Annotated in this window: 19 protein-coding genes; 10 read left to right on the forward strand and 9 right to left on the reverse strand. The window is 59.0% G+C overall.

The genetic code is table 11. The features are described 5' to 3' along the window. Positions 1-100: 100 nt before the first annotated feature. Together OLX72_RS17200 and OLX72_RS17205 are read right to left on the reverse strand one after the other, a co-directional pair. Positions 101-631: an ImmA/IrrE family metallo-endopeptidase gene (locus OLX72_RS17200; RefSeq protein ID WP_114869987.1), complete on the reverse strand. Its 531-nt coding sequence runs from the start codon at positions 629-631 to the stop codon at positions 101-103. Between the two features lie 25 nt (positions 632-656). Further along, positions 657-4,340 (reverse strand): vitamin B12-dependent ribonucleotide reductase, encoded by a 3,684-nt coding sequence (locus OLX72_RS17205; RefSeq protein WP_114869986.1) that lies wholly within the window; start codon positions 4,338-4,340, stop codon positions 657-659. A 555-nt stretch (positions 4,341-4,895) separates the two neighbouring features. On the opposite strand from OLX72_RS17205, the gene OLX72_RS17210 reads away from it, so the two are divergent. Further along, positions 4,896-5,339: a hypothetical protein gene (locus tag OLX72_RS17210; protein ID WP_433989183.1), complete on the forward strand. Its 444-nt coding sequence runs from the start codon at positions 4,896-4,898 to the stop codon at positions 5,337-5,339. A 79-nt stretch (positions 5,340-5,418) separates the two neighbouring features. On the opposite strand, the gene OLX72_RS17215 is transcribed toward OLX72_RS17210, so the two are convergent. The 3 genes from OLX72_RS17215 to OLX72_RS17225 all read right to left on the reverse strand — a co-directional run bounded on the left by OLX72_RS17215 (position 5,419) and on the right by OLX72_RS17225 (position 8,522). Beyond that, entirely contained in the window at positions 5,419-6,192 is a 774-nt protein-coding gene (locus OLX72_RS17215; RefSeq protein WP_433990478.1) for a choice-of-anchor F family protein, read from the reverse strand. Further along, a complete protein-coding gene (locus OLX72_RS17220) occupies positions 6,189-6,530 on the reverse strand; it encodes a hypothetical protein (protein WP_162797973.1) in 342 nt (113 codons plus the stop codon). The genes OLX72_RS17215 and OLX72_RS17220 overlap by 4 nt, the downstream gene beginning before the upstream one ends. 351 nt (positions 6,531-6,881) lie before the next feature. Beyond that, complete coding sequence (locus tag OLX72_RS17225; protein WP_433989184.1) at positions 6,882-8,522, reverse strand: divergent polysaccharide deacetylase family protein; 1,641 nt, start codon at positions 8,520-8,522, stop codon at positions 6,882-6,884. 69 nt (positions 8,523-8,591) lie between these two features. Here OLX72_RS17225 and OLX72_RS17230 point away from each other — a divergent pair, with 69 nt between their 5' ends. The 6 genes from OLX72_RS17230 (at position 8,592) to lexA (ending at position 13,496) form a co-directional block, all read left to right on the forward strand. Then, complete coding sequence (locus OLX72_RS17230) at positions 8,592-9,173, forward strand: aminodeoxychorismate/anthranilate synthase component II (RefSeq protein ID WP_433989185.1); 582 nt, start codon at positions 8,592-8,594, stop codon at positions 9,171-9,173. Beyond that, complete coding sequence (gene trpD, locus OLX72_RS17235) at positions 9,170-10,192, forward strand: anthranilate phosphoribosyltransferase (RefSeq protein WP_433989186.1); 1,023 nt, start codon at positions 9,170-9,172, stop codon at positions 10,190-10,192. Before OLX72_RS17230 ends, trpD begins: the two co-directional genes overlap by 4 nt. After that, complete coding sequence (trpC, locus tag OLX72_RS17240; protein WP_114869980.1) at positions 10,189-11,001, forward strand: indole-3-glycerol phosphate synthase TrpC; 813 nt, start codon at positions 10,189-10,191, stop codon at positions 10,999-11,001. The genes trpD and trpC overlap by 4 nt, the downstream gene beginning before the upstream one ends. Beyond that, positions 11,001-11,474: a cyclic pyranopterin monophosphate synthase MoaC gene (gene moaC, locus OLX72_RS17245; protein WP_114869979.1), complete on the forward strand. Its 474-nt coding sequence runs from the start codon at positions 11,001-11,003 to the stop codon at positions 11,472-11,474. The genes trpC and moaC overlap by 1 nt, the downstream gene beginning before the upstream one ends. Positions 11,475-11,532: 58 nt before the next feature. Beyond that, positions 11,533-12,705, forward strand: a complete 1,173-nt coding sequence (locus OLX72_RS17250) for a molybdopterin molybdotransferase MoeA (protein ID WP_114872223.1) — start codon at positions 11,533-11,535, stop codon at positions 12,703-12,705. 89 nt (positions 12,706-12,794) lie between these two features. Further along, positions 12,795-13,496 (forward strand): transcriptional repressor LexA, encoded by a 702-nt coding sequence (gene lexA / locus OLX72_RS17255; RefSeq protein WP_114869978.1) that lies wholly within the window; start codon positions 12,795-12,797, stop codon positions 13,494-13,496. 54 nt (positions 13,497-13,550) lie between these two features. Here the strand turns inward: lexA and OLX72_RS17260 are convergent, their stop codons facing one another. Next, entirely contained in the window at positions 13,551-15,617 is a 2,067-nt protein-coding gene (locus OLX72_RS17260) for a ComEC/Rec2 family competence protein (protein WP_433989187.1), read from the reverse strand. A gap of 81 nt (positions 15,618-15,698) precedes the next feature. Here OLX72_RS17260 and gltX point away from each other — a divergent pair, with 81 nt between their 5' ends. From gltX to OLX72_RS17275, 3 genes are all read left to right on the forward strand, one after another. Further along, positions 15,699-17,102, forward strand: coding sequence for a glutamate--tRNA ligase (gene gltX, locus OLX72_RS17265; protein ID WP_114869977.1), 1,404 nt, complete (start codon positions 15,699-15,701; stop codon positions 17,100-17,102). 129 nt (positions 17,103-17,231) lie between these two features. Beyond that, on the forward strand, positions 17,232-18,527 hold the full coding sequence (locus OLX72_RS17270; protein ID WP_114869976.1) for a citrate synthase: 1,296 nt from the start codon (positions 17,232-17,234) through the stop codon (positions 18,525-18,527). Between the two features lie 335 nt (positions 18,528-18,862). Continuing rightward, complete coding sequence (locus tag OLX72_RS17275; RefSeq protein WP_114869975.1) at positions 18,863-19,780, forward strand: calcium-binding protein; 918 nt, start codon at positions 18,863-18,865, stop codon at positions 19,778-19,780. A 43-nt stretch (positions 19,781-19,823) separates the two neighbouring features. On the opposite strand, the gene OLX72_RS17280 is transcribed toward OLX72_RS17275, so the two are convergent. From OLX72_RS17280 to OLX72_RS17290, 3 genes are all read right to left on the reverse strand, one after another. After that, positions 19,824-20,600, reverse strand: coding sequence for an enoyl-CoA hydratase-related protein (locus tag OLX72_RS17280; protein ID WP_114869974.1), 777 nt, complete (start codon positions 20,598-20,600; stop codon positions 19,824-19,826). A 72-nt stretch (positions 20,601-20,672) separates the two neighbouring features. After that, positions 20,673-21,146 carry a cytochrome c-type biogenesis protein gene (locus tag OLX72_RS17285; RefSeq protein ID WP_205389216.1) on the reverse strand — a complete coding sequence of 158 codons (474 nt, stop codon included), beginning with the start codon at positions 21,144-21,146 and terminating at the stop codon, positions 20,673-20,675. Further along, positions 21,143-23,110, reverse strand: a complete 1,968-nt coding sequence (locus tag OLX72_RS17290; protein WP_114869973.1) for a heme lyase CcmF/NrfE family subunit — start codon at positions 23,108-23,110, stop codon at positions 21,143-21,145. Before OLX72_RS17290 ends, OLX72_RS17285 begins: the two co-directional genes overlap by 4 nt. Positions 23,111-23,136: the final 26 nt, after the last annotated feature.

Here is a 23,136-nt window from a genome sequence, read left to right on the forward strand (position 1 = left end):
TTGCCTGCGGCCTGAACGTCGTTACGGGCGAGCGCACCCGCCCGGTGTAAAGGTGGGAGGACGTATAGTTCCGCCCCACCCTATTCTTGTTGCTGAAAAGCTAGTGCTTCTCCTTTAATGCTATTCGAATGGCTTTTTCAGAAAGCCCGAAAGCGCGTGAAATCTTTTTCACATCGCCTTGAAACCAACTGTTTATGGCCGCCAGTGCTCCGTCACCAAAAAAAGCCGCGGCTACGAATTCGTTTGCTTGTTTTTCTTCAACCAACTCGTCCGAGCGATAGAAATGAAAACCTGGCGACGCCCGATAACTGTTCTCTGCGAAAAAATCCTCATGATTTCTATGTAAAAAAAAGTGAGCAATTTCGTGCATCAAGGTCCAGCGTCGTCTCTCTACAGAATGATGTTTGTTAACCTGTATTTCGTAGCCATTTGAGGCGAACGGGTCAGCAACCAACCTTCCGTCAATTCCTAGCGGAAACGATTTTTCAGTCACATCGAAACCGAGAGATAATGCGAGATCTCTTACAGATTGAGCTCGCCCCGTCGAACGTTGCGCCAAATTGAATTGGCGCAACAGATGCCGGCTGGTCGCGTCAGGTATCTCCTCTAGAAGTTGCCTAAAAGTTATCATTTGATCGCTCCGTGTGGCTCTCCCATCAGCTACACCCGCTTGTCGCGCCGCAGGTGTTGCATTTCATGCAGGTGCCGTTGCGCACCAGTGTGTAGTTGCCGCAATCGCCACAGGCTTCGCCCTCATAGCCCTGCATTTTGGCTTTGGTGCGGGCATCCAGCGTGACGGAAGCGGTGGTGATCGACGTGCTGGACAGGGACGCGGCGCTGCTGCCACCTGCGGCCACGGCAACTTCGGGCACCAGCGTTTGCAAGGCGTTCATCGCATCCGCCTCGACAAAGGCGCGGCTGTCCATCTGGCCGCCCTGAAGCACGACCAGTTCCTGTGGCAGACGTTTGCGCAGATACCCGGTCGAGCTGATCTGTTTCAGCACTTCCAGCGAGCGCGACGCTGCCGTGTCGGACATTTCCGAGATGTTGGACACGCCTTCCTCTTCGCCGCGGCCCAGATCGTCGAAGGATGCGCCCGACGGTTTCACATGCGCCAGATCGGTTCTGTCCAGATAGCTGACCGCCAGTTCGCGGAAGATGTAATCCAGGATCGACGTGGCGTTCTTGATGCTGTCATTGCCCTGCACCATGCCTGCCGGCTCGAATTTGGTGAAGGTGAACGCATCCACGAATTCCTCGAGCGGGACGCCGTATTGCAGGCCAACACTGACAGCGATGGCAAAATTGTTCATCATCGCGCGGAAGCCGGCACCTTCCTTGTGCATGTCGATGAAAATCTCGCCCAACTGGCCGTCTTCGTATTCACCGGTGCGCAGATAAACCTTGTGACCGCCGACAACCGCCTTTTGGGTATAGCCCTTGCGCCGTTCAGGCATCTTTTCGCGGTGCGATTTGATGATTTCCTTGACGATGATCTTTTCAACGATCTTTTCGGCCAGAACAGTCGCCTTTTCATGGGCGTTGCCGCTTTCCAGCGTTTCCAGCGCCTCGTCATCATCTTCGACCAGCGACGCCGCCAGCGGCTGGCTGAGTTTGGACCCGTCGCGGTAAAGCGCGTTGGCCTTGACGCCCAGTGACCAGCTCAGTTCATAGGCGCTTTGACAATCTTCGATCGTGGCATCGTTGGGCATGTTGATCGTCTTGCTGATCGCGCCCGAGATGAAGGATTGCGCAGCCGCCATCATGTGAATGTGGCTGTTGACCGACAGGTAGCGTTTGCCTTTCTTGCCGCAGGGATTGGCACAGTCAAAGATATGATAGTGTTCCGGCTTGAGGAATGGCGCGCCTTCCAGTGTCATGGTGCCACAGATATGATCGTTTGCCGCTTCGATGTCCTTGCGACTGTAGCCAAGGTGGCGCAGCAGATCAAAGGACGGATCGTTCAGCTTTTCAGCAGGAATGCCCAGCTTTTCCATGCAGAATTCGGTGCCAAGGGTCCACTGGTTGAACACAAAGCGGATGTCGAACGCGCTTTCCAGTGCGCCGTCGATCTTGTCGAGTTCGGAAGGGCCGAAGCCATGCGCTGTCAGCGCCGAATGGTTGATGCCCGGCGCGTTGCCCATCGATCCGTGGCCGACCGCATAGCTTACGATCTCTTCTATCTCGGCACTGCCGTATCCGAGGTTTTCCAGTGCTGCAGGAACCGAGCGGTTGATGATCTTGAAATAACCGCCGCCGGCCAGTTTCTTGAATTTCACCAGCGCGAAATCGGGTTCAATGCCGGTGGTGTCGCAATCCATCACCAGACCGATGGTGCCGGTGGGTGCCACGACCGAGGTCTGTGCGTTGCGATAGCCGTGCTGTTCGCCCAGTTTCAACGCCTCGTCCCAGCTGGACATGGCGATATCGATCAGGCGGGAATCGGGGCAGTTGGCGTGATCCAGCGGCACCGGTTTAACGGCAAGGTTCTCGTACCCGTCTGTCGCGCCATAGGCCGCGTTTCGGTGGTTGCGCATGACGCGCAGCATGTGTTTGCTGTTGCGCTTGTACCCGCTGAACGGGCCAAGCTCGCCCGCAATTTCAGCGGACGTGGCATAGGCAACGCCGGTCATGATCGCGCTGAGTGCGCCGCACATTGCGCGGCCTTCGTCGCTGTCATAGCCGTGGCCCATGTTCATCAGCAGGCCGCCGATATTGGCATAACCCAGACCCAATGTGCGGAAATCATAGGACAATTGCGCAATTTCCTTGGACGGAAACTGGGCCATCATCACGCTGATCTCAAGCGTCAGGGTCCACAGCCGTGTGGCGTGCATATAGTCTTCGACCTGAAATTCGCCGTCCTTGTAGAAGGTCAGCAGGTTCATCGACGCAAGGTTGCAGGCGGTGTCATCAAGGAACATGTATTCCGAACAGGGGTTCGATCCCCGGATCGCGCCATCTTCGGGGCATGTGTGCCATGCATTGACGGTGTCGTGGTACTGGATGCCCGGATCGGCGCAGGCCCATGCGGCATGGCCCACCTGTTCCCACAGATCGCGCGCCTTGATGGTTTTGGAAACGGTGCCGTCCTTGCGGTTGATCAATTCCCAGTCGCCATCGGTTTCGACAGCCTTGAGAAACGCATCGGTGACACGGATCGAGTTGTTGGAGTTCTGGCCGGACACGCTGGAATAGGCTTCGGAATCCCAATCGGTGTCATAGGTCGGAAATTCGATGCTGGTGTGGCCCTGTTTGGCGTAATCCAGCACCCGTTTGATATAGGTTTCCGGAATGCAGACTTTTTTGGCATCCTTTACCGCGGCTTTCAGCGCGTCGTTCACCTTGGGGTCGTAGGCGTCTGCTTCGGCGCCATCCCATGTGCGGATCGCATCAAACAGCGCATTCAGCTTTTGTTCGTGCATTTTTGATCCGGCAACGATGCTGGCCACTTTCTGCTCTTCGATGACCTTCCAGTTGATGAAATCCTCGATATCGGGGTGGTCGGCATCGACGATCACCATCTTGGCCGCGCGCCGTGTGGTGCCGCCCGATTTGATCGCGCCTGCGGCACGGTCACCGATTTTCAGAAAGCCCATCAAGCCCGAGGATTTTCCGCCGCCTGACAGCTTCTCGCCCTCGCCGCGCAGCATCGAAAAGTTCGATCCGGTGCCCGACCCGTATTTGAAGAGGCGTGCTTCCCGCACCCACAGGTCCATGATGCCGCCTTCGTTCACCAGATCGTCCTGCACGCCCTGAATGAAACAGGCATGCGGCTGGGGGTGTTCATAGCTGCTGGTGGATTTGGTCAGTTCGCCGGTGGCATAATCGACATAGTGGTGGCCCTGTGCCGGACCGTCGATGCCATAGGCCCAGTGCAGGCCGGTGTTGAACCACTGTGGGCTGTTGGGCGCGGCGCGCTGGGTGGCCAGCATGTAGCGCATTTCATCGAAATAGGCGCGCGCATCTTCTTCGTCGGTGAAATAGCCGCCCTTCCAGCCCCAATAGGCCCAGGCGCCCGCCAGACGGTCGAACACCTGTTTCGAGGACGTTTCTCCGCCCATTTCGACATCGTCGCCATCAGGGACGCAACGCCACAGGAATTCGGGAATGCCCTTTTCCTTGACGCGTTTCATTTTCGAGGGAACACCGGCTTTGCGGAAATATTTCTGGGCGATCACGTCGCTGGCAACTTGGCTCCATTTGGCCGGCACTTCGACGTTGTCCAGACGGAACACGATTGTTCCATCAGGGTTGCGGATTTCGGACACAGTGCTGATGAAATCCAGCGCCGCGTATGCGTCCTGACCTGCCTTTGTAAATTTCCGTTCAATTTTCATGTTACCGCTGCCTCATTCCCAGCATTTCGTTTTGCACCAGATGCTGTCGCATCACCGTCATTGCGGCCGGCACACCCTGTGCCAAAAAAGAAGCAGGCAAAGACGTCCATCCGGCCGCCCTGTACGAAAAAAGGCTGCCCCGGATCACCGATTGATCCATGTGTTGTGGTTTACTGTCCGTCCCTGCCAGCGCCGCCCGCTAGATAGAAACACTAGATGTTGTGGCTGCTTCGTTGGCCTGCACAACCTGACGTATGAACCCCCTCAGCGTCAACGCATTTTTAAAAGTTTTTTGACATCTTTTGACTTGACCATTGCCGTCCCGTCAGGTGCGGCAATGGCCCATGTGATTCATTACCGGACACGTGGCCAACCCGACCCGCCTGCCCTGACCGGCAAAACCCAAATAAAGCGGGTCACTTACGCCACAAACCTAAGAGTTTTGTTTACCCAAGGGCACCTGCTGTGCGGAACCGGATCATGTATTTTGGGCCCCATTGTCGCGCTGCCTGTTTCATGTTCATCTGGGCCCAAGGGAACAGACGGGATGACGATATGCACCGAATCTTTTTGATCATCATGCTGGCTGTTGCAGGATGCACACCCATAAATGGGGGGGCAGATCCGGCGGACGGGCGCACCGCAGCCCGATTCAGCGAGCGCCCCGACGATCTGTTTGCCGCGCTAGAGACAACCTGTTCTGATCCCAGCGACACCTTCGTGCGCGAAAGTGCGGATCGGGTGCAATGCCGGTCGTTTCTGCCGCCCGAACCGACTGCAGCGCTGATCCTGAATTACGATGGAACGCTGGATGATCTGCCCAAACTGGTGGTTCAGTTTTCGGGACAGCGAGATGTAGACGGATATGTGCTGGAAAACAGCTATTACGTAAGCGTTCCGCAAAAACGCGGGCCCGCGCTTCAGGTGCGGCAGGGTGATTGGCTGGTCGAACGCAGAATGCGCGCCCTGATGCGCGCTGCGGGCGGATCGCCGGTCTGAACCGACGATCCTGATGGAAGCGCTCTGTGCCAACGCCTTAGGGGGACAGCGGCACACAGCGAACAACGAGCCCCTGTTATTATCCAGCAGCCCCCACTTTGCGCTTACGGCGCGCCACTAGTAAAAGACCCAGACCGCCAGCCAGCAAAGGCGCGGTTGTGGGCAACGGCACCGCAGATACGGCATGGGCCGTGGTGCGGAGTGTGAAGCTTGATGCGTCTATATCACCAAGCGATATCGCGTAGTTGAGGTTCAGGTTGGCCAGATCCTCAATCGCGCCGGTTGCGAAAATGTCTTCCCACGGATCACTGGCATCTGTCAGAATGGCGATGATCTCGTCCAATGTACCGGTTTCAAAGACGTCCAGTGTCTGACCAGGGGTACAGTTCGTTGGATTTCCCACTTCGCAGGTTTCCCCGACGGTGCGGCGCAGTTCCCATTCGTCCGCGCCGGTCTGCCATGCCATCAGCAGGTTGTCGGTGTCTGCATCATCATCGAAATCCCAGAACAGGCCATCAACCACATCCTCTTGCGAATTCCACGCACCGAACATGTTGAAGTATTCGCCGTAATAGCCTGCGGTCGAAATCATCGTATCGGTCTGGACCAGATCAAACCCTGTGCGGTCGCTGGCAAAGAAGCCGTCAATCAGGAAATTCGGGCTGTCATCGGCCGCGCCGAACAGACCAAAGGGAAATTGCGACGTGGATGACAGGCCGCTGTCGTTAGGCTGTGCCGAAAACTCGGTGGAAAAGGTCAGCTGATCTCCGGTTGCGGCAGTGAAACCGCTACCCACCCCAAAGCCAAGTTCAACCGTGACACCGTCAATCTGCTGCCCGCTGACGTTAATCAGCCGTCCAACTGGATTCTCGGGGGCGGACCGGTGTCTTCGTAGCTTAGGTTTTCTACTTTCAGGCCCGGGCTGATGGCTTCGGGTGGATCAAACACGATTTGTCCACTGCTAGTCGCAGACCCGACACCGCCGGTTACATCCGCATTATAGATCACGCTTACTCCGGGAAGCTGGTTTTCGGCGGGAGTGTCTTCCACCGGAATCGGCGCTGGCGTCGACACCACGTTGTCAGTGTTCCAGCCGGTAATAGACGCCGCAGACACCATCTGGGTTGATCCCAGCAATAGCGCCATGCCCATCATGGCGATCGGTGCCCTGTTGCTTTTACTTAACTTCATTCTTTGTAACTCCTTCACTTTACCAGACCCACCAGTTCGGCGGCCCCACCGTCGTCACCGCGTTGTTGTTCAAACACACAAAAGGGATTCGTGAACGCGGACCCGAATGCCTTATCCTGAAGCGAATAATAAATTCGCAATTTGATATATATCAAAAGAACGATGTAACTTGAGGATTTTTTCTGGGATCGGCCAAAACAGACTGTTTCGATTTAGCAATCAAACAGCGTCAACAGCACTTTTGATACGCGAAAACAGCGCATTATAGTCAAAAGAAAGATGCAAGAATCACGCCTGAAAGAACGCGCTCACCCGAACGGACGGCACTGGTTTTCAATAAGCCGCTGCGGGTTATTGTGCAGTCAGAACGGCCGAAACCGGCGCCAGTGCAATGCGCCCTGCCCGATCCTGCAGGCCCCACAAAAGCAGTGCGGAAATCGTATCGGGGCGAAGGCGGCCAACCATGATCACGCCACCTTCCTGACCGGCCTTGAACGCGGCCTGATCCAGAAAACGGCGGATCACAACGGCATCCTGCCCTGCCCCGTCAAAATCGCGGAATAAGGTGGCGGCAGGCACGCCGTCGCGCAAGGCCAGTTTCTGCACCGTGTTCAGACCTTTGGGTTGCGTGACCAGCCCCATACCAGCGTCGGCAAGGATCGCCGTCACCTGATCCGACATTTCGCGATTGCCCTGAATGCCCGTACCCGGACCTTCCAGAACGGCCACGGCTTCAGGCAGTGCGGCCAGAGCCACGCTCATCGACACTTCGGTATCGGTTGCGGAACTGACTTCGGGAAGATTAACCAGCGCCATCACTTCGAACCCGTCAGCACGATAACGCGCCATCTTTTCGGCCGCATTCGGCAGGCTTGTGTCAACCGCGAACGTCACAGGATAGGGAAAGGATGACAGCGCGTCAGCCCCTGCGGCGCCACCGGAAATGCCGGTTCCGTCATCCATCAGAACGATGGCCATCAAAGGCTTTTCATCGGGGTTTTCAAACGGGGCGGCAAAGCGCTGGATCGGCAGCAGGTCGGAGTTGAAATCCAGCGTTCCGGTAACCGTTTCGGCAACCGGTTCCTCTTGCGGTGTGTCGCCCAGGGTCGGCAACCGATTTGTCGCCACATTGGGGGCCAGTTTCGAAAGATCGCTGGCTGGCGCGCCTATTCCTGTCGGGCTTTGGGCTTGTTCGCTTTGTGTTTGCGCCTGTGAAATGTCCGGCGTCTGTTCCGGCTCTGGCGCGGTTGCGTCCGGTGTTTCGGGTTCCGGTTGAACCGGCTCTACGGGGGCTTCTGCCGCGGCTGTATCCACCTCGGGTTCTGCATCCGGGGTTGGTGCGGGCACCGGGGCCGCTTCCTCAACCACAGTTGCAGGCGCTGCCGGTTCGGGCAGCGGGGCGGTTACTGTTTCCGTTTCGGGCGCGTCAAGCGACTGTTCGGGTTGCGATACCTGCGGAGTAGCGGGCTGCGCCGGTTCGGTTGAAACCGATGCTGTCGCATCGCTGCTGGGGGCTTGAGGCACTGTGCCCTGTTCCAGAACCGGGGCGGGCGTTTCTGCCCCGACGTCAACCGCGCCAGTCTTGGCCGATTGGGCGGGTTCGGACAGTTCGGCGCTTTCCGCCGTCACATCGGGCGCGGGTGTGGGTGCTGTATCCGGAACCAGGGCGGCGGGTTCGGATTGTGCGTCCGGCATGGTTTCCGGCGCTGTTGCAACGGGCCCGGCATCCTGTTCTGTCGCAACGGACGGCGTTGTTTCCGGCGTTTGTGCATCGGTGCTGACGGCATCGGGCGCGGTTGCCGACACATCGGGTTTGGCTGGTCCGTCACTGAGCACCGAAACCGTTCCGGCCACACCCAATGACAGCAAACTGCCCCACATCACCCCGCTCAAGAATCCGCGTGCCACTGCTTTGTCCTCTGCCTTTGTGTCGTTCTCTGCCTCTGACTTGCGGCGCGCCAACCCTTGACGCTGCCCCGCAAGACTGAACATGTATGTCCGAACTCTTTATACAGCCATGCAGGCGTCAGCCTCCAGCCCCAGTTTCGCAAAGTTTCGCCTATGCTCTTGCTTATCGATAACTATGACAGCTTTACCTACAACCTTGTCCACTATCTTGGGGAACTTGGTGCCGATGTGGTGATTAAGCGCAACGATGCGATTGGTGTGCAACAGGCCATGGCGCTGAACCCTGCGGGCATTTTATTGTCGCCGGGGCCGTGCGATCCCGATCAGGCCGGTATCTGCCTGGCGCTGACAAAAGCTGCGGCAGAAACCCGCACACCGCTGATGGGGGTTTGTCTGGGGCATCAGACCATCGGGCAGGCGTTTGGCGGCAAGGTTGTACGCTGCCACGAGATTGTACATGGCAAAATGGGCCGGATGCACCACACCGGCAGCGGCCTGTTTGCCGGATTGCCCACCCCGTTCGAGGCGACGCGCTATCATTCGCTGGTTGTCGATCGCGCCACCCTGCCCGACTGCCTGACTGTCACGGCAGAGCTTGAGGACGGAACCATCATGGGCCTGCAACACAGTGAATTGCCGATCCACGGTGTGCAGTTTCACCCCGAATCCATAGCATCCGAGCATGGGCACGCCCTGCTCAAGAATTTCCTGAAAGAACTGAAAGTCCCGGCATGAGTGACGCGCTTAAACCCCTGATCGACGCGGCGGCACATGGCCCGCTGACCCGTGCACAGGCTGAAACCGCCTTTGGTATCCTGTTTGAAGGCGAAGCGACCCCGTCACAGATTGGCGGATTGCTGATGGCATTGCGCACGCGCGGCGAAACCGTTGATGAATACGCCGCTGCCGCCGCCGTGATGCGGGCCAAGTGCCACAAGGTCAAAGCGCCCGAAGGTGCGATGGATATTGTCGGTACGGGGGGCGACGGCAAAGGCACGCTGAACATTTCCACGGCGACGGCGTTCGTTGTTGCCGGTGCCGGTGTGCCGGTGGCCAAACATGGCAATCGCAACCTCAGTTCGAAATCCGGAGCTGCTGATGCGCTGACCCAGATGGGGTTCAACGTGATGGTCGGCCCCAAAGTGGTGGAGCGCGCCATTGCCGAGGCAGGGATCGGGTTCATGATGGCCCCGATGCACCATCCGGCCACCGCCCATGTGATGCCGACGCGGGCGGAATTGGGGACGCGTACAATCTTTAACATTCTGGGTCCGCTGACCAATCCTGCGGGTGTGAAACGGCAGTTGACCGGTGCCTTTTCGCGCGATCTGATCCGTCCGATGGCCGAAACGCTGGGCCAGCTTGGATCGGAACGCGCCTGGCTGGTACACGGATCGGACGGCACCGATGAATTGACGATCACCGGCGTCAGCTGGGTATCGTCACTGGACACCGACGGGTCGGTAAGCGACATTGAGGTTCATCCCGAAGACGCCGGATTGCCGGTGCATCCTTTCGAAGCTATTCTTGGCGGCACACCGGAAGAAAATGCGCGCGATTTCAAGGCGCTGTTGTCCGGCGTTCATTCGGCTTACCGCGATGCGGTCCTGCTGAATGCAGCCGCTGCACTGATGGTGGCAGATGCCGTGCCTGATCTCAAATCAGGCGCGGAAATGGCTGTGCACAGTATTGACAGCGGTGCAGCGCAAGACAGACTGACGGCCGCCGCCCGCATTACACAGGACGCCACATGACCAAGACTATTCTGGACAAGATCAAAGCCTATAAACTGGAAGAGGTTGCCGCTGACAAGGCGGCCAAACCGCTGGAAGCCGTCGAAGAGGCGGCCCGCACCGCACCTGAAATCCGGCCGTTCACAGATGCTTTGTTCGCCGCGATGCGCAGCGGATACGGCCTGATTGCGGAAATCAAGAAGGCCAGCCCCTCCAAAGGACTGATCCGCGCCGATTTTGATCCGGCGGCCCTTGCCGCGGCCTATGCAGAAGGTGGTGCAACCTGTCTTTCGGTGTTGACCGATACGCCGTCTTTTCAGGGGGCCAAGGATTATCTGGTCGAAGCGCGCGCCGCCTGCGCGTTGCCGGTGCTGCGCAAGGATTTCATGTATGACCCCTATCAGGTGGTCGAGGCCCGCGCATTGGGCGCAGATTGCATTCTGATTATCATGGCGTCGGTTTCGGATGCACAGGCGCAGGAGCTGGAAGCAACGGCCACGGAATGGGGTATGGACGCTCTGATCGAAGTGCATGATCAGGCCGAGCTTGAACGTGCTGGCGCGCTGACATCGCACCTGATCGGCATCAACAACCGCAATCTCAAAACCTTTGAGACCACGCTCGACACCACGCGCACCCTGTCCAAACTTGTGCCTGCAGATCGTACCATTGTCTGCGAAAGCGGGTTGTCCACCCCTGCAGATCTGGCGGATATCGCGCGTTATGGTGCCCGCTGTTTCCTGATCGGCGAAAGCCTGATGCGGCAGGATGATGTGGCGGAGGCAACCCGCGCGTTGCTGGCCAATCCGCTGTTGCCGGGGGGCATGTGATGCCCCTGACGCATTTCGATAAGAAGGGCGAGGCGCATATGGTCGATGTGTCGGAAAAACCTGTGACAGATCGCATCGCTGTGGCCGAAGGTCACATCAGCATGGCGGCGCAAACCTTTGAAATCATTTCTGAAGGTAGCGCCAAAAAGGGCGATGTTCTGGGTGTTGCGCGGCTTGCGGGGATCATGGGCGCCAAAAAAACCGCCGATCTGATCCCGCTGTGTCATCCGTTGCCAATTACCAAAGTGTCCGTTGAACTGACCCTTGATCCCGATCTGCCCGGCGTGCGCATCACCGCAACCGTCAAGACCGGCGGCCAGACAGGCGTGGAAATGGAAGCGCTGAGTGCCGTCAGCATCGCCGCGCTGACCGTCTATGACATGACCAAGGCTGTGGACAAGGCGATGGAAATCGGCGGCATTCGTGTTGTTTTGAAAGATGGCGGTAAATCAGGTCGTTATGAGGCAAAATGAAAGTGATCAACACGGTGTTTGACGCGATCACGCGATGTTGCCTGCACAGGGGTTGCGCATGATCACCGTTTCCGAGGCGCTGGACCAGCTTTTCGCATTGGTACGCACGACCGGTGTGGAATACGTTCCCCTGATCGAGGCGGCAGGCCGCTCTTTGGCGCTGGATGTCAGCGCAGGTCGTGATCAGCCGCCGTTTGCCGCGTCATCAATGGACGGCTATGCCATTCGCGCGGATGAGGCGCAACCGGCGGCGATGTTCAAGGTTGTGGGCGAAGCGGCGGCGGGCCATCGCTGGCAAGGCAGTGTTGCTGCCGGACAGGCGGTGCGCATCTTTACCGGTGCGCCGGTGCCCGATGGTGCCGGATTTATCGCCATTCAGGAAGACGTGACGCGCAAGGGCGATCTGATCACGCTTAACCCCGATCTGGGCAGCAAGAACAACATCCGTCCTGCCGGTGCCGATTTCACCTCAGGAACAACAATGACCGCACCGCGCCTGCTTAGCCCGCAGGACGTGGCATTGCTGGCATCGATGAACGTGGCAACAGTCCCGGTACATCGCAAACCCGTGGTGGCCATCATCGCCACAGGTGACGAACTGGTGATGCCGGGCGAAAGCCCCTCGCCCGACCAGATCATTGCATCCAACAGTTTCGGATTGCATGCGATGCTGCGCAATCTGGGCGCCGATCCGCGTTTGCTGCCGATTGCGAGGGATACGGAACGATCCCATGAAACGGCATTTGATCTGGCCGCCGGCGCCGATCTGATCCTGACGATCGGGGGCGCGTCTGTTGGCGATCACGATCTGGTGGCCGGCGTTGCGGCCCGGTTGGGGATGGAACAGAGTTTTTACAAAGTGCGCATGCGCCCGGGCAAACCGCTGATGGCGGGCACATTGAAAGGATCCGCGATGGTTGGCCTGCCGGGCAATCCGGTGTCGGCCATGGTGTGTGGGCAGATTTTTGTAGCGCCGATGATCCGTGTGATGCTGGGCCAACCGCCGGCGCCCACTCCGCGCCAAAACGCACAACTGGCCGCGCCGCTTGGCGCAAACGGGCCGCGCGAACATTACATGCGCGCCCGCGTCGAGGCCGGCAAGATCACCGCGCATGACCGTCAGGACAGTTCGTTGCTGACGGTGCTGGCCTCGGCCAATGCGCTGCTGGTGCGCGCACCTGATGATCCGGCGCAGCCGGTCGGAACTTTGGTCAGCTATATCCCGATCTGATCGCGCTTGCCGTTACGGCAGCAACAGGTTGACACAAAACGGGAACATGCGTAGAACAAAAAGAAACGCATCAGCCGGAGGCGCGAAGCATGTTAACCAAGAAGCAACTGGATTTGCTGGAATTTATCCAGAAACGCGTACAACGTGACGGGGTCCCGCCCAGTTTCGACGAAATGAAGGAAGCGCTGGATCTGCGATCAAAATCCGGCATCCACCGCCTGATCACCGCGCTGGAAGAACGCGGCTTTATCCGGCGTCTGGCGCACCGCGCCCGAGCAATTGAGATTGTGAAACTGCCCGAAAGTCTGGGCGGCGCGCCGACATCGGGCTTTCAGCCCCGCGTTATTCAGGGTGACAAACCCGATGTTCCCCCGCCTGCGGCAGCACAGGCTGTATCGGGCACATTGTCCGTCGAACTGCCCCTGATGGGCCGGATCGCCGCCGGTGTCCCGATCGAAGCGATCAGCGATTTCACCAGAAACGTGGCCGTTCCGGGCCATATGCTTTCGGGCAAGGGTGATCATTATACACTTGAAGTCAAAGGTGATTCCATGATCGACGCCGGTATCAACGACGGCGATGTGGTCGTGATCCGCGAAACCAGCGTGGCGGATAACGGCGATATTGTTGTTGCCCTTGTCGAAGACCACGAGGCGACGCTGAAGCGGTTCATGCGCAAGGGCAACGCAATCGCGCTTGAAGCGGCGAACCCGGCCTATGAAACCCGTGTGTTCCCCGAAGACAAGGTGAAGGTTCAAGGCCGTCTGGTCGGGTTGATCCGCACCTATTGATCACGCCGCACGAAATCCAATATGCCGCCCCGCGTATCCGTCGCGGGGCGGCTTTTATTTTGGGTATCTGCGCCCGCTGTCGTTCGAGTTCCAAAGCCGCGCGCCCGTGATATCCTTGGCGGTGACGAAACGCACCTGCCCCTTGTCCGCATAAAGCGCTACGCTGCCGGTTTCACGCAGCCGCACCGGATCAAAGACGTCGCAGGCCAGCGCCGTTTCGGTGGGCACAGAAAACACCAGTATACCGCCTTTGATGCATTCGGCCTGCGCGGCGGCTTTTTTCCCGATGACGTGGGTCAGTGGTACGCCGCCCACATATGTCTGGCGAATACGGTCAGGCTGCCCATCCCAGCGGCTGGCGGCCTTTTCCTGATCGGCCCCGTCGCCATCGTTTTCCAACCAGTTCAACGCGATAAACCCGGCACCGCGCGGCTTGCTCAGCGCGCGGCCCTGATCTGTCATCACCCCGACCAAAGCGCCGGTATCAGCAATCAGAACCTGCGGTCGGTCAACCTGCGCCCACAGGGCCACGGCCAGCACCATCGGCACAAGACCACCCCAGCGCACCCGCCCCTGCCACAGGATCAGGAACAGTGCGCCGATTGCGATCAGGGGTAAAACCGCCGGTCCCGGCCCCTGCACGTAACCTTGCGCATTGTCCAGCCCCGCAACCCAGTGCGCGACACCCAGGATCCAGCGCAGGCCCAGCCCCATGGCCCAGAGGCCCAGTGCCTCGGCCCCGAAAGGCGCAAGACACGCGGCCAGAACAGCCGCCGGTATAACCAGAATGCCCATCAGAGGCACCGACAACAGGTTCGCGATCAAGCCGAAATGCGACACCGTGTTGAAATGCGCCGCCCCGATGGGCGCGGTTGCGACCCCCGCCACGGCAGAAGAGATGACAACCGCCAGAACCGGGCGCAGCCAGACCGGCCCCAACGTGATCTTGCGGTCACGCAATGTGCCAAATACGGCGACAAGAGCCGTTGTCGCGGCAAAGGACATCTGGAAACCCGGGCCAAGCAAGGCTTCGGGGCGCAACAGCAAGACCAGAATGGCGGCCACCGCCACGGCGCGCAGGGATATGGCCCGTCTGTCGACCATGACGGCACACAGCGCTACGGCAACCATGATGAATGCCCGTTCGGTGGCTACATTGCCGCCCGACAGCCCCAGATAGATGGCGGCTGCACACAGGGCAAACCCCGCGGCCAGCTTTTTTGAGGGCACGCGCAACGCCACAAATGGTAGCAATGCAACCGCAACCCGCACCGCCGAAAACACGAACCCCGCCAGCAGCCCTATATGCAGGCCGGAAATCGCCAGCAGATGCGCCAGGTTGCTGGCGCGCAGCGCGTCCAGCGCGGATTGTGATATCGCGCTGCGATCCCCGGTGGTCACGGCGGCCGCAAACCCGCCAATGTCACCTTCCAACACCTGCTGCACCCGCGCAGAAGCCGCCATACGAACCGAAAAAACGCCCAATCCGCCACGCCATCCTTGCGGGGCATTCAGCGCGACAATCGGCACGCGGGTGTAACCGACCGCGCCCAACCGCTGGAACCAGGCGTGGCGCTGAAAATCAAAACCGCCGGGTTCTACCGGGCCTGAGGGCGGTGACAGGTGGCCCGTTGTCATGATCCGCAAACCCGGCAAGGGGGTCGCGCCTGTTGCATCCCCGTGCAGGGAAATGCGCACACGTGTGGGGGTGCGCGGTGCTGAAATCCGCCCCAGAACCACCTGATCCAGCGTCAGACGCACCGCATCCGAAGCCGAGCGGTCGATGCCGATGATCCGCCCTTCCACAGGGCCGTAATAGCGCCAGCCCAGCACCGGCTCGCCCACCTGATAGGCGCGCGTTCCCGCGATCACGAAACCGGCGCCGACCAAAGCGAGCGCCCAGACCAGCGGACCGATGATCCCACCGCAGCGCTTTGCGGCAAGTGCGGCACACCCCGAAAGGATCGTGCACGGCACATAGACCCAGACCGGCGGTTCAAAGCGCAAAGCGAAGTAGACAGCAATACCCGCGGCCAGACAGACCGGCACCCATGGAAACAGAAAGCCGCGCTGGTTCAGAACAATTGCCCCGATGTGATCGCGCAAAGCGGTGCTGCGCATGCTTGCCCCCGTTTGCGGCTATGGGTAGACAGTTTGGACCACGCTATGCCCGGCATGGTTACGGAAAGGTAAAGGCCCGCAATGTCCCAGAATGTCGTCACCCGTTTTGCCCCGTCGCCCACGGGGTTCCTGCATATCGGCGGGGCGCGTACGGCGTTGTTCAACTGGCTTTATGCACGCGGACGCGGCGGCAAGTTTCTGTTGCGGATCGAAGATACCGATCGCGCACGTTCTACCCCCGAAGCGACAGCCGCCATTTTGCAGGGCCTGGACTGGCTGGGACTGGACCATGACGGCGAGGTGATCAGCCAGTTCGAAGGTGCTGTGCGCCATGCCGAAGTGGCCCATGAATTGCTGGACGCCGGAAAAGCCTATAAATGTTTCGCCACGCAGAACGAGATTGAGGCGTTTCGCGAAACAGCGCGTGCCAGCGGCCAATCCACCCTGTTTCGCAGCCCGTGGCGTGATGCCGATCCTGCCACGCATCCCGATACGGCCTATGTGATCCGTATCAAGGCCCCGACCCAAGGCGTGACCGTGATCCGCGACCGTGTTCAGGGCGATGTCAGCATCGGAAATGACCAGTTAGACGATATGGTTTTGCTGCGCAGTGATGGCACACCTGTCTACATGCTGGCCGTGGTGGTGGACGATCATGACATGGGTGTCACCCATGTGATCCGGGGTGACGATCATCTGAACAACGCGGCGCGCCAGATGATGATCTATGACGCGATGGGATGGGATGTGCCTGTCTGGGCGCATATCCCCCTGATCCATGGACCTGACGGCAAAAAGCTAAGCAAACGCCACGGCGCACTGGGCGCGCAGGAATACCAGATCATGGGCTATTCTGCGGCCGGTATGCGCAATTACCTTGCCCGGCTGGGATGGAGCCACGGCAACGATGAATTCTTTACCGATGAACAGGCGCTTGACTGGTTCGATCTGGACGGCATTGGCAAAAGCCCGGCCCGTTTTGACACCAAGAAACTCGAGAATCTGAGCGGGCAGCACATCGCGGCTTCGGATGATGCTGCATTGCAGCAAGAAATCGCGGAATTTCTGGCCGTCAGCGGTGCCGACCCGCTGACACCGGAACAAAATGATGGTCTGGGACGTGCGATGTATTGCCTCAAGGAACGGGCGCGCACTTTCCCTGAATTGCTTGATAAGGCTGTGTTTATTCTGTCTTCCCGTCCAATCTTGCCGGACGAGAAGGCCGCTGTCCAGCTTGATACGGTATCCCGTGGTATACTGAAAGAATTGACGCCGCACTTGCAAAATGCTAGCTGGACGCGAGACGATCTGGAGGAGGTCATGTCCCGCTTTGCCGAGGCCAAGGGGACCAAGTTCGGAAAACTGGCAGGCCCACTGCGCGCGGCGCTTGCCGGACGGACAATGACACCTTCGGTATTTGATATGATGCTGGTGCTGGGGCAGGATGAAACCGTGGCCCGACTGGCCGATGCATCGCAGGTATAAAGACGGTCACACGCTGTTGAGCTTTGCGTGCCAAGATCGCTGATATTCAACCGGTCCCGCCGCCAAAGGACGGGACGCGCCGCGGCGGCATGATCCGCATGAAGCCCGGCCGATATAAAAGGGACGACCATGACAGAAAAAGCAAAATCCGCGACCCTGACCATTGATGGCACGCAATATGATCTGCCGATCTTTTCCCCCACGGCTGGACCGGACGTTGTCGACATCCGCAAACTTTATGCCCAGGCGGGCGTGTTCACCTATGATCCCGGCTTCACCTCGACCGCGAGCTGTGACAGCACGATCACCTTTATCGACGGTGGCAAGGGCGAATTGTTGCACCGTGGTTATCCAATCGACCAGCTGGCCGAAAAATCGCACTATCTGGAAGTGTGTTATCTGCTGATGAACGGCGAATTGCCGAATGCCGCCGAACTGGAAGATTTCGAAGGCCGCATCACCCGCCACACGATGGTGCATGAACAGATGCACAATTTCTTTCGCGGGTTCCGCCGCGATGCGCACCCGATGGCGACGATGGTGGGTGTTGTGGGCGCGATGTCGGCGTTTTATCATGACAGCACCGACGTCAATGATGAATGGCAGCGCGAAGTTGCCGCGATGCGCCTGATTGCCAAGGTGCCAACGATTGCTGCAATGGCCTACAAATACTCGATCGGGCAGCCGTTCGTGTATCCGCGCAACGATCTGGATTACGCAGCCAATTTCCTGCACATGTGTTTTTCGGTCCCGGCCGAGGAGTATGTGGTGAACCCGATCATCGCCCGCGCGATGGACCGGATTTTCACCCTGCATGCGGATCACGAACAGAACGCATCCACATCCACTGTGCGGCTGGCCTCGTCCTCTGGGGCGAACCCGTTCGCCTGTATCGCCGCCGGCATTGCCTGCCTTTGGGGTCCGGCCCATGGCGGCGCCAATCAGGCCTGTCTGGAAATGCTGCAAGAGATTGGCACACCAGACCGCATCCCCGAATACATCGCCCGCGCCAAGGACAAAGACGATCCGTTCCGCCTGATGGGCTTTGGCCACCGTGTTTACAAAAATACAGACCCGCGCGCCAAGGTTCTGAAACAGTCCGCGGACGAGGTTCTGGAACTGCTGGGTGTTGAAAACAACCCGACGCTGCAAGTGGCCAAGGAACTGGAAGCGGCGGCTTTGGCCGATCCCTATTTCGTTGAGAAAAAGCTGTTCCCGAATGTCGATTTCTACTCCGGCATCATTCTGGAAGCGATCGGATTCCCGACATCAATGTTCACGCCGATCTTTGCGTTGTCGCGCACGGTGGGCTGGGTATCGCAGTGGAAGGAAATGATCGCCGATCCGCAAAACAAGATCGGCCGCCCGCGCCAGCTTTATCTGGGCGAAACCCTGCGCGATTACGTGGATATCGAAGACCGCTAACTGCTTGCGGACGATTCTGCGACAGCACTAAAAAGCGCCTTTGTTCAGTGAAACAAGGGCGCTTTTTCCGTTAATCCGGTGCGACATGACCCTATTGGCGACAGAAACGAAACAGTGGCGTGATTTTCTTGACAGGCAGCCCACCCAGAACCTAACAAAGTATTAACGCGAGTGCGCGGAGTAAGGGGTATCACGCTGGTCCGGTTGTTTTGGACCCAGCCATAGCAGGGCAATTCCTGCGGCATAGGCACCTGGGGTGCACTGACACATCTTTATTCCATCCACTTGTGTGCGCTGCGTGCAGCGTCGTGCATATTCCGTGGGGGGATAGAACTATGTTAACGACCATCTTTTTCATCAGTGCGATACTGTGGGGGTGGGCCGCTGTCGAAATTGCCGATGCCATCGACGATGATGACGAAAACGACGGCGACGACGACAGCTTTGGCACCGAGGCTGATGACGAACTGCGGACCGGCGCGGGCAACGATCTAATTCAGGCCGCGGCGGGCGATGATCTGCTGGATGGCGGCACCGGTGCCGACACCCTGCGCGCCGGCGATGGCAGTGATGTGGCCCTTGGCGGCAACGGGCCGGATACCTTGCGCGGCGGTGACGGTGACGATCTGCTGTCGGGTGGCAATGGCAACGATATCATTTTTGGTGAAAAGGGCGATGATCTGGTTGCCGGAGATGATGGCGATGATCAGGTTGCTGGCGGGGCTGGTGACGATATTGTCATCGGCGGCGAAGGGGCCGATATCCTGACCGGCAACAATGACGACGACATTCTTGTCGGCGGTCGGATCGGCGTCGATGATCTGGACGAAGACCAGCTGACCCAACTGCGCGCGGGCGAAGACCTTGAAACCGTGCTGGGCCTTGCGCCGGGCGATGCTATCACGCCCGTTGATGATGGCGATCCGGACACTCTGGACGGCGGGTTTGGCCAGGACACACTGATATTGGGTGTTGGCGATACCGGAACCGGTGGTGGCGCGGCAGATAACTTCATGCTGTTGCTGGAACAGGCGGCCGAAGGCGGCGCGACAATCACGGATTACAACGGTTCGTCCGATCAGATCCTGATCCTGCCCGATGATCCCAATGCCGATCCGGTGATCAGCATTCAGGACGATGGCGACGATGCACTGGTGCTGGCCGATGGCGAGATACTGGCCATTGTGCTGGGTGCTGCAGGCAGCCTGACACCTGCAGATGTGATCATTGCATCGCCACTTGTCGCGGCATAGGGCGGCTTTGCACACCCTGCCCTTTTAGTCAGCCCCAGAAAGATCAGCGGCCTTCGTATTGCGCGGGCCGTTTTTCCATGAAAGCCACAACACCTTCCTTGAAATCGCGGGTCTTGCCACATGCGCCCTGAACACGGGCCTCAAGCAGCAACTGATCATCCAATGTGTTATCAAAACTGCCGCGGATCGTATCCTTGACGCCTTTGTAAGCGGCGGTCGGACCCTTGGCGAGGTGCGCCGCACGGGCGCGCCAGTGATCGGCAAAACCGTCATCCGCCACCGATTCCCAGATCATGCCCCAGTCATCGGCCTGCTGGGCGGTGATCTTGTCGGCAAAAAGTGCTGCCCCCATCGCCTTGGCCATGCCCATCTGACGGGGCAGGAAATAGGTACCGCCAGCATCGGGGATCAGGCCGATCCGGGTGAATGCCTGAAGGAAATATGCGCTTTGCGATGCAATCACCACGTCTGCGGCCAGCGCAAGGTTGGCCCCAGCACCCGCGGCGGGGCCGTTTACGGCGGTGATCGTTGGCACGGGGCAGTCGTAGATCGCCCGCAGCATCGGCACGTATTCGTCGCGCAGCGTGCGTTCCAGATCCAGATTGGCGGCGCTGGCCCGGTCGCCCAGATCCTGACCGGAACAGAACGCGCGCCCTGCCCCTGTCAGCACCACGACCCGCGCCTCTGCGCCGGCGGTTTGAACGGCATGGGTGATCTCGGCGCGCATCTGCGTGTTCAGCGCGTTCATCACGTCCGGACGGTTCAGCGTGACAACCGCCGCGTCATTCTCAATCTCCAGGGTGATCGTCTGATATTCCATCTCGTGCCTCGCCATGTTGCAGTTTGCGGCACGGTATCGGCGGGCGCTAAGCGTGAAAAGCGAAACCGGACGTCATTGTTCCAGAATTTTCTTCAGACGGGCCTTTTCCGCGTCGTTCAGCGCGGTTTCATGTTGCTGCGGGGCACTGGCACGGCCGCGCAGGTAAACCACCCCGATGCCCCCCGCCAGGATCAGCATCAGCGGCCCTGCGGCCCATAACAGCCAGTTTGATCCGCCAACTGTCGGCTGCAACAGAACGTATTCGCCGTAACGGTCGACAACAAAGTCAATCACCTCGTCATCGCTGTCCCCTGCGACCAGCCGTTCGCGCACCAGAAGCCGCAGATCGCGCGCAAGATCGGCATTGCTTTCATCAATGCTTTCGTTGCGGCAGACCAGACAGCGCAGGCCCTTGGACAGATCGCGCGCACGCTCTTCCAGCACCGGATCAGCCAGAATTTCATCAGGCTGCACCGCGCCGGCCGGCGCGGTCCACGCCATCATCGCCAGCGCCAAAACCCAGATTACGTGTTTCCAAAACGTCATTCCGCTGGCACACCTTGTGGCGTTTTTTTGGCGGCACCGGCGGCCACACGGAACCGTCTGTCCGACAGGCTAAGCGCGCCGCCAAGGGACATCAAAAAGCAGCCCATCCAGATCCAGTTGGTCAGCGGTTTGATGTAGGTCCGGATGGTCCAGCCACCGCTGGATTGCTGATCGCCAATAACCACATAGACATCGCGCAGAATTCGGTAATCGATCGCCGCCTCGGTCGTGGGCATTTGTGCCACGGGATAAATCCGCTTTTCAGGGCGCAGCACGGCGATTTCCTGTCCGTTTCTGGACAGCGAGATAACGCCGGTGGTGGACAGGAAATTCGGCCCCTCGACCTCCTTGACCTCTTGCAGGGTCATGGAATAGGCGCCGACCTCGAACGGGGTGCCAACCTGCACGACGCGGATGTCATCCTGTTCCCACGCCATCAGTCCAGCAATGCCGAACATCGTGACACCCAGACCGGCATGGGCAAACGCCTTGCCCCAATCCGCGCGGGGCAGACGTGTCAGGCGGGCCAAACGGCCACTGCCCCTGCCCGTACGCGACCAGATATCAACCGCCGCGCCAAAGACCAGCCACGCGCCCAGAAACAGGCCGATCGGGCCCATTCCGCTGCGTCCTGTCTGCATCGCAAAGGCCAGCACGGCCAGAGCCAGCGCCAGCGCAAACGCATAGCGCAGTTTCCAGAATGTCTGGCCCAGCCTGCCACGTTTCCATGGCAGCATCGCCCCAACCGGAAGGATCGCACCCAGAGCAACCATGAACGGCGTAAAGGCCATGTTGAAAAACGGCGGGCCGACGCTCAGCTTGCGATCAAAGAACATTTCCGCCACCAAAGGCCACATCGTGCCGACGAACACAACGAAACAAGCCACGGCCAGCAAGACGTTGTTCGCGATTAGCGCGCTTTCGCGGCTGACGGTTCCGAATATCCCCTTCGCCTCCATCACGCGGGCCCGCGCGGCAAACAACACCAGCGCCCCGCCCATGAAAAAAGCCATGATCATCAGGATGAAAACGCCGCGTTCGGGATCGTTGGCAAAGGCGTGGACCGATGTCAGAAGCCCCGAGCGCACGATGAACGTTCCGATCAGGGAAAAACCGAAGGCCAGAATGGCCAGCAGAATCGTCCAGCTTTTCAGGCTTTCGCGTTTTTCGACCACAATGGCGGAATGCAGCAATGCAGCGGCCAGAAGCCAGGGCATGAAACTGGCGTTTTCGACCGGATCCCAGAACCAGAACCCGCCCCAGCCCAGTTCATAATAGGCCCACCAGGACCCAAGCGCGATGCCGATCGTCAGGAAAATCCACGCCGCCAGCGTCCACGGACGCACCCAGCGGCCCCATGCGGCGTCCACGCGCCCTTCGATCAGGGCGGCAACGGCAAAGGAAAACGTCATGCTGAGGCCGACATATCCCAGATACAGAAACGGCGGATGGAAGGCGAGGCCCGGATCCTGCAGCAGAGGGTTCAGATCCTGCCCGTCAAAAGGCGGGACAGCCAGCCGCAGAAACGGGTTCGACGTGAACAGGATAAAGGCAAAGAATGCCACCGCAATCGCAGCCTGCACCGCCAGCACCCGCGCCTTGAGCGTGGGCGGAAGATTAGAACCAAACCATGCCGCCATCGCGCCGAACAGCGTCACGATCAACACCCACAGCAGCATTGATCCTTCATGGTTGCCCCAGACACCGCTGATTTTATACAACATCGGCTTGGCCGAATGGCTGTTCAGCACCACAAGTCGCAGTGAAAAATCAGATGTGACAAAGGCCCATGTCAGCGCCGCGAACGCAAAGCCCGTCAGCCAGAACTGCACTGTCGCGGCCGGTTCTGCCGCCGCCATCCATCCCGGCCAACGTTTATAGGCCCCGACCATGGGCACAATTGTCTGAAAAATGGCCACCATAAAGGCCAGGATGAGGGCGAAATGTCCGAGTTCTGTAATCATGACGCTGTTTATAATCGCCCGGACAG

The sequence above is a fragment of the Sulfitobacter sp. TBRI5 genome, assembly GCF_051013555.1.
In the GTDB taxonomy this organism is placed as follows: domain Bacteria; phylum Pseudomonadota; class Alphaproteobacteria; order Rhodobacterales; family Rhodobacteraceae; genus JL08.

What these genes read in the sequence shown, in the direction of transcription:
- OLX72_RS17200 (WP_114869987.1), bottom strand. Translation starts at nt 631, where the DNA reads ATGATAACTTTTAGGCAACTTCTAGAGGAGATACCTGACGCGACCAGC.
- OLX72_RS17205 (WP_114869986.1), bottom strand. Translation starts at nt 4,340, where the DNA reads ATGAAAATTGAACGGAAATTTACAAAGGCAGGTCAGGACGCATACGCG.
- OLX72_RS17210 (WP_433989183.1), top strand. Translation starts at nt 4,896, where the DNA reads ATGCACCGAATCTTTTTGATCATCATGCTGGCTGTTGCAGGATGCACA.
- OLX72_RS17220 (WP_162797973.1), bottom strand. Translation starts at nt 6,530, where the DNA reads ATGAAGTTAAGTAAAAGCAACAGGGCACCGATCGCCATGATGGGCATG.
- OLX72_RS17225 (WP_433989184.1), bottom strand. Translation starts at nt 8,522, where the DNA reads ATGTTCAGTCTTGCGGGGCAGCGTCAAGGGTTGGCGCGCCGCAAGTCA.
- OLX72_RS17230 (WP_433989185.1), top strand. Translation starts at nt 8,592, where the DNA reads ATGCTCTTGCTTATCGATAACTATGACAGCTTTACCTACAACCTTGTC.
- trpD (WP_433989186.1), top strand. Translation starts at nt 9,170, where the DNA reads ATGAGTGACGCGCTTAAACCCCTGATCGACGCGGCGGCACATGGCCCG.
- trpC (WP_114869980.1), top strand. Translation starts at nt 10,189, where the DNA reads ATGACCAAGACTATTCTGGACAAGATCAAAGCCTATAAACTGGAAGAG.
- moaC (WP_114869979.1), top strand. Translation starts at nt 11,001, where the DNA reads ATGCCCCTGACGCATTTCGATAAGAAGGGCGAGGCGCATATGGTCGAT.
- OLX72_RS17250 (WP_114872223.1), top strand. Translation starts at nt 11,533, where the DNA reads ATGATCACCGTTTCCGAGGCGCTGGACCAGCTTTTCGCATTGGTACGC.
- lexA (WP_114869978.1), top strand. Translation starts at nt 12,795, where the DNA reads ATGTTAACCAAGAAGCAACTGGATTTGCTGGAATTTATCCAGAAACGC.
- OLX72_RS17260 (WP_433989187.1), bottom strand. Translation starts at nt 15,617, where the DNA reads ATGCGCAGCACCGCTTTGCGCGATCACATCGGGGCAATTGTTCTGAAC.
- gltX (WP_114869977.1), top strand. Translation starts at nt 15,699, where the DNA reads ATGTCCCAGAATGTCGTCACCCGTTTTGCCCCGTCGCCCACGGGGTTC.
- OLX72_RS17270 (WP_114869976.1), top strand. Translation starts at nt 17,232, where the DNA reads ATGACAGAAAAAGCAAAATCCGCGACCCTGACCATTGATGGCACGCAA.
- OLX72_RS17275 (WP_114869975.1), top strand. Translation starts at nt 18,863, where the DNA reads ATGTTAACGACCATCTTTTTCATCAGTGCGATACTGTGGGGGTGGGCC.
- OLX72_RS17280 (WP_114869974.1), bottom strand. Translation starts at nt 20,600, where the DNA reads ATGGAATATCAGACGATCACCCTGGAGATTGAGAATGACGCGGCGGTT.
- OLX72_RS17285 (WP_205389216.1), bottom strand. Translation starts at nt 21,146, where the DNA reads ATGACGTTTTGGAAACACGTAATCTGGGTTTTGGCGCTGGCGATGATG.
- OLX72_RS17290 (WP_114869973.1), bottom strand. Translation starts at nt 23,110, where the DNA reads ATGATTACAGAACTCGGACATTTCGCCCTCATCCTGGCCTTTATGGTG.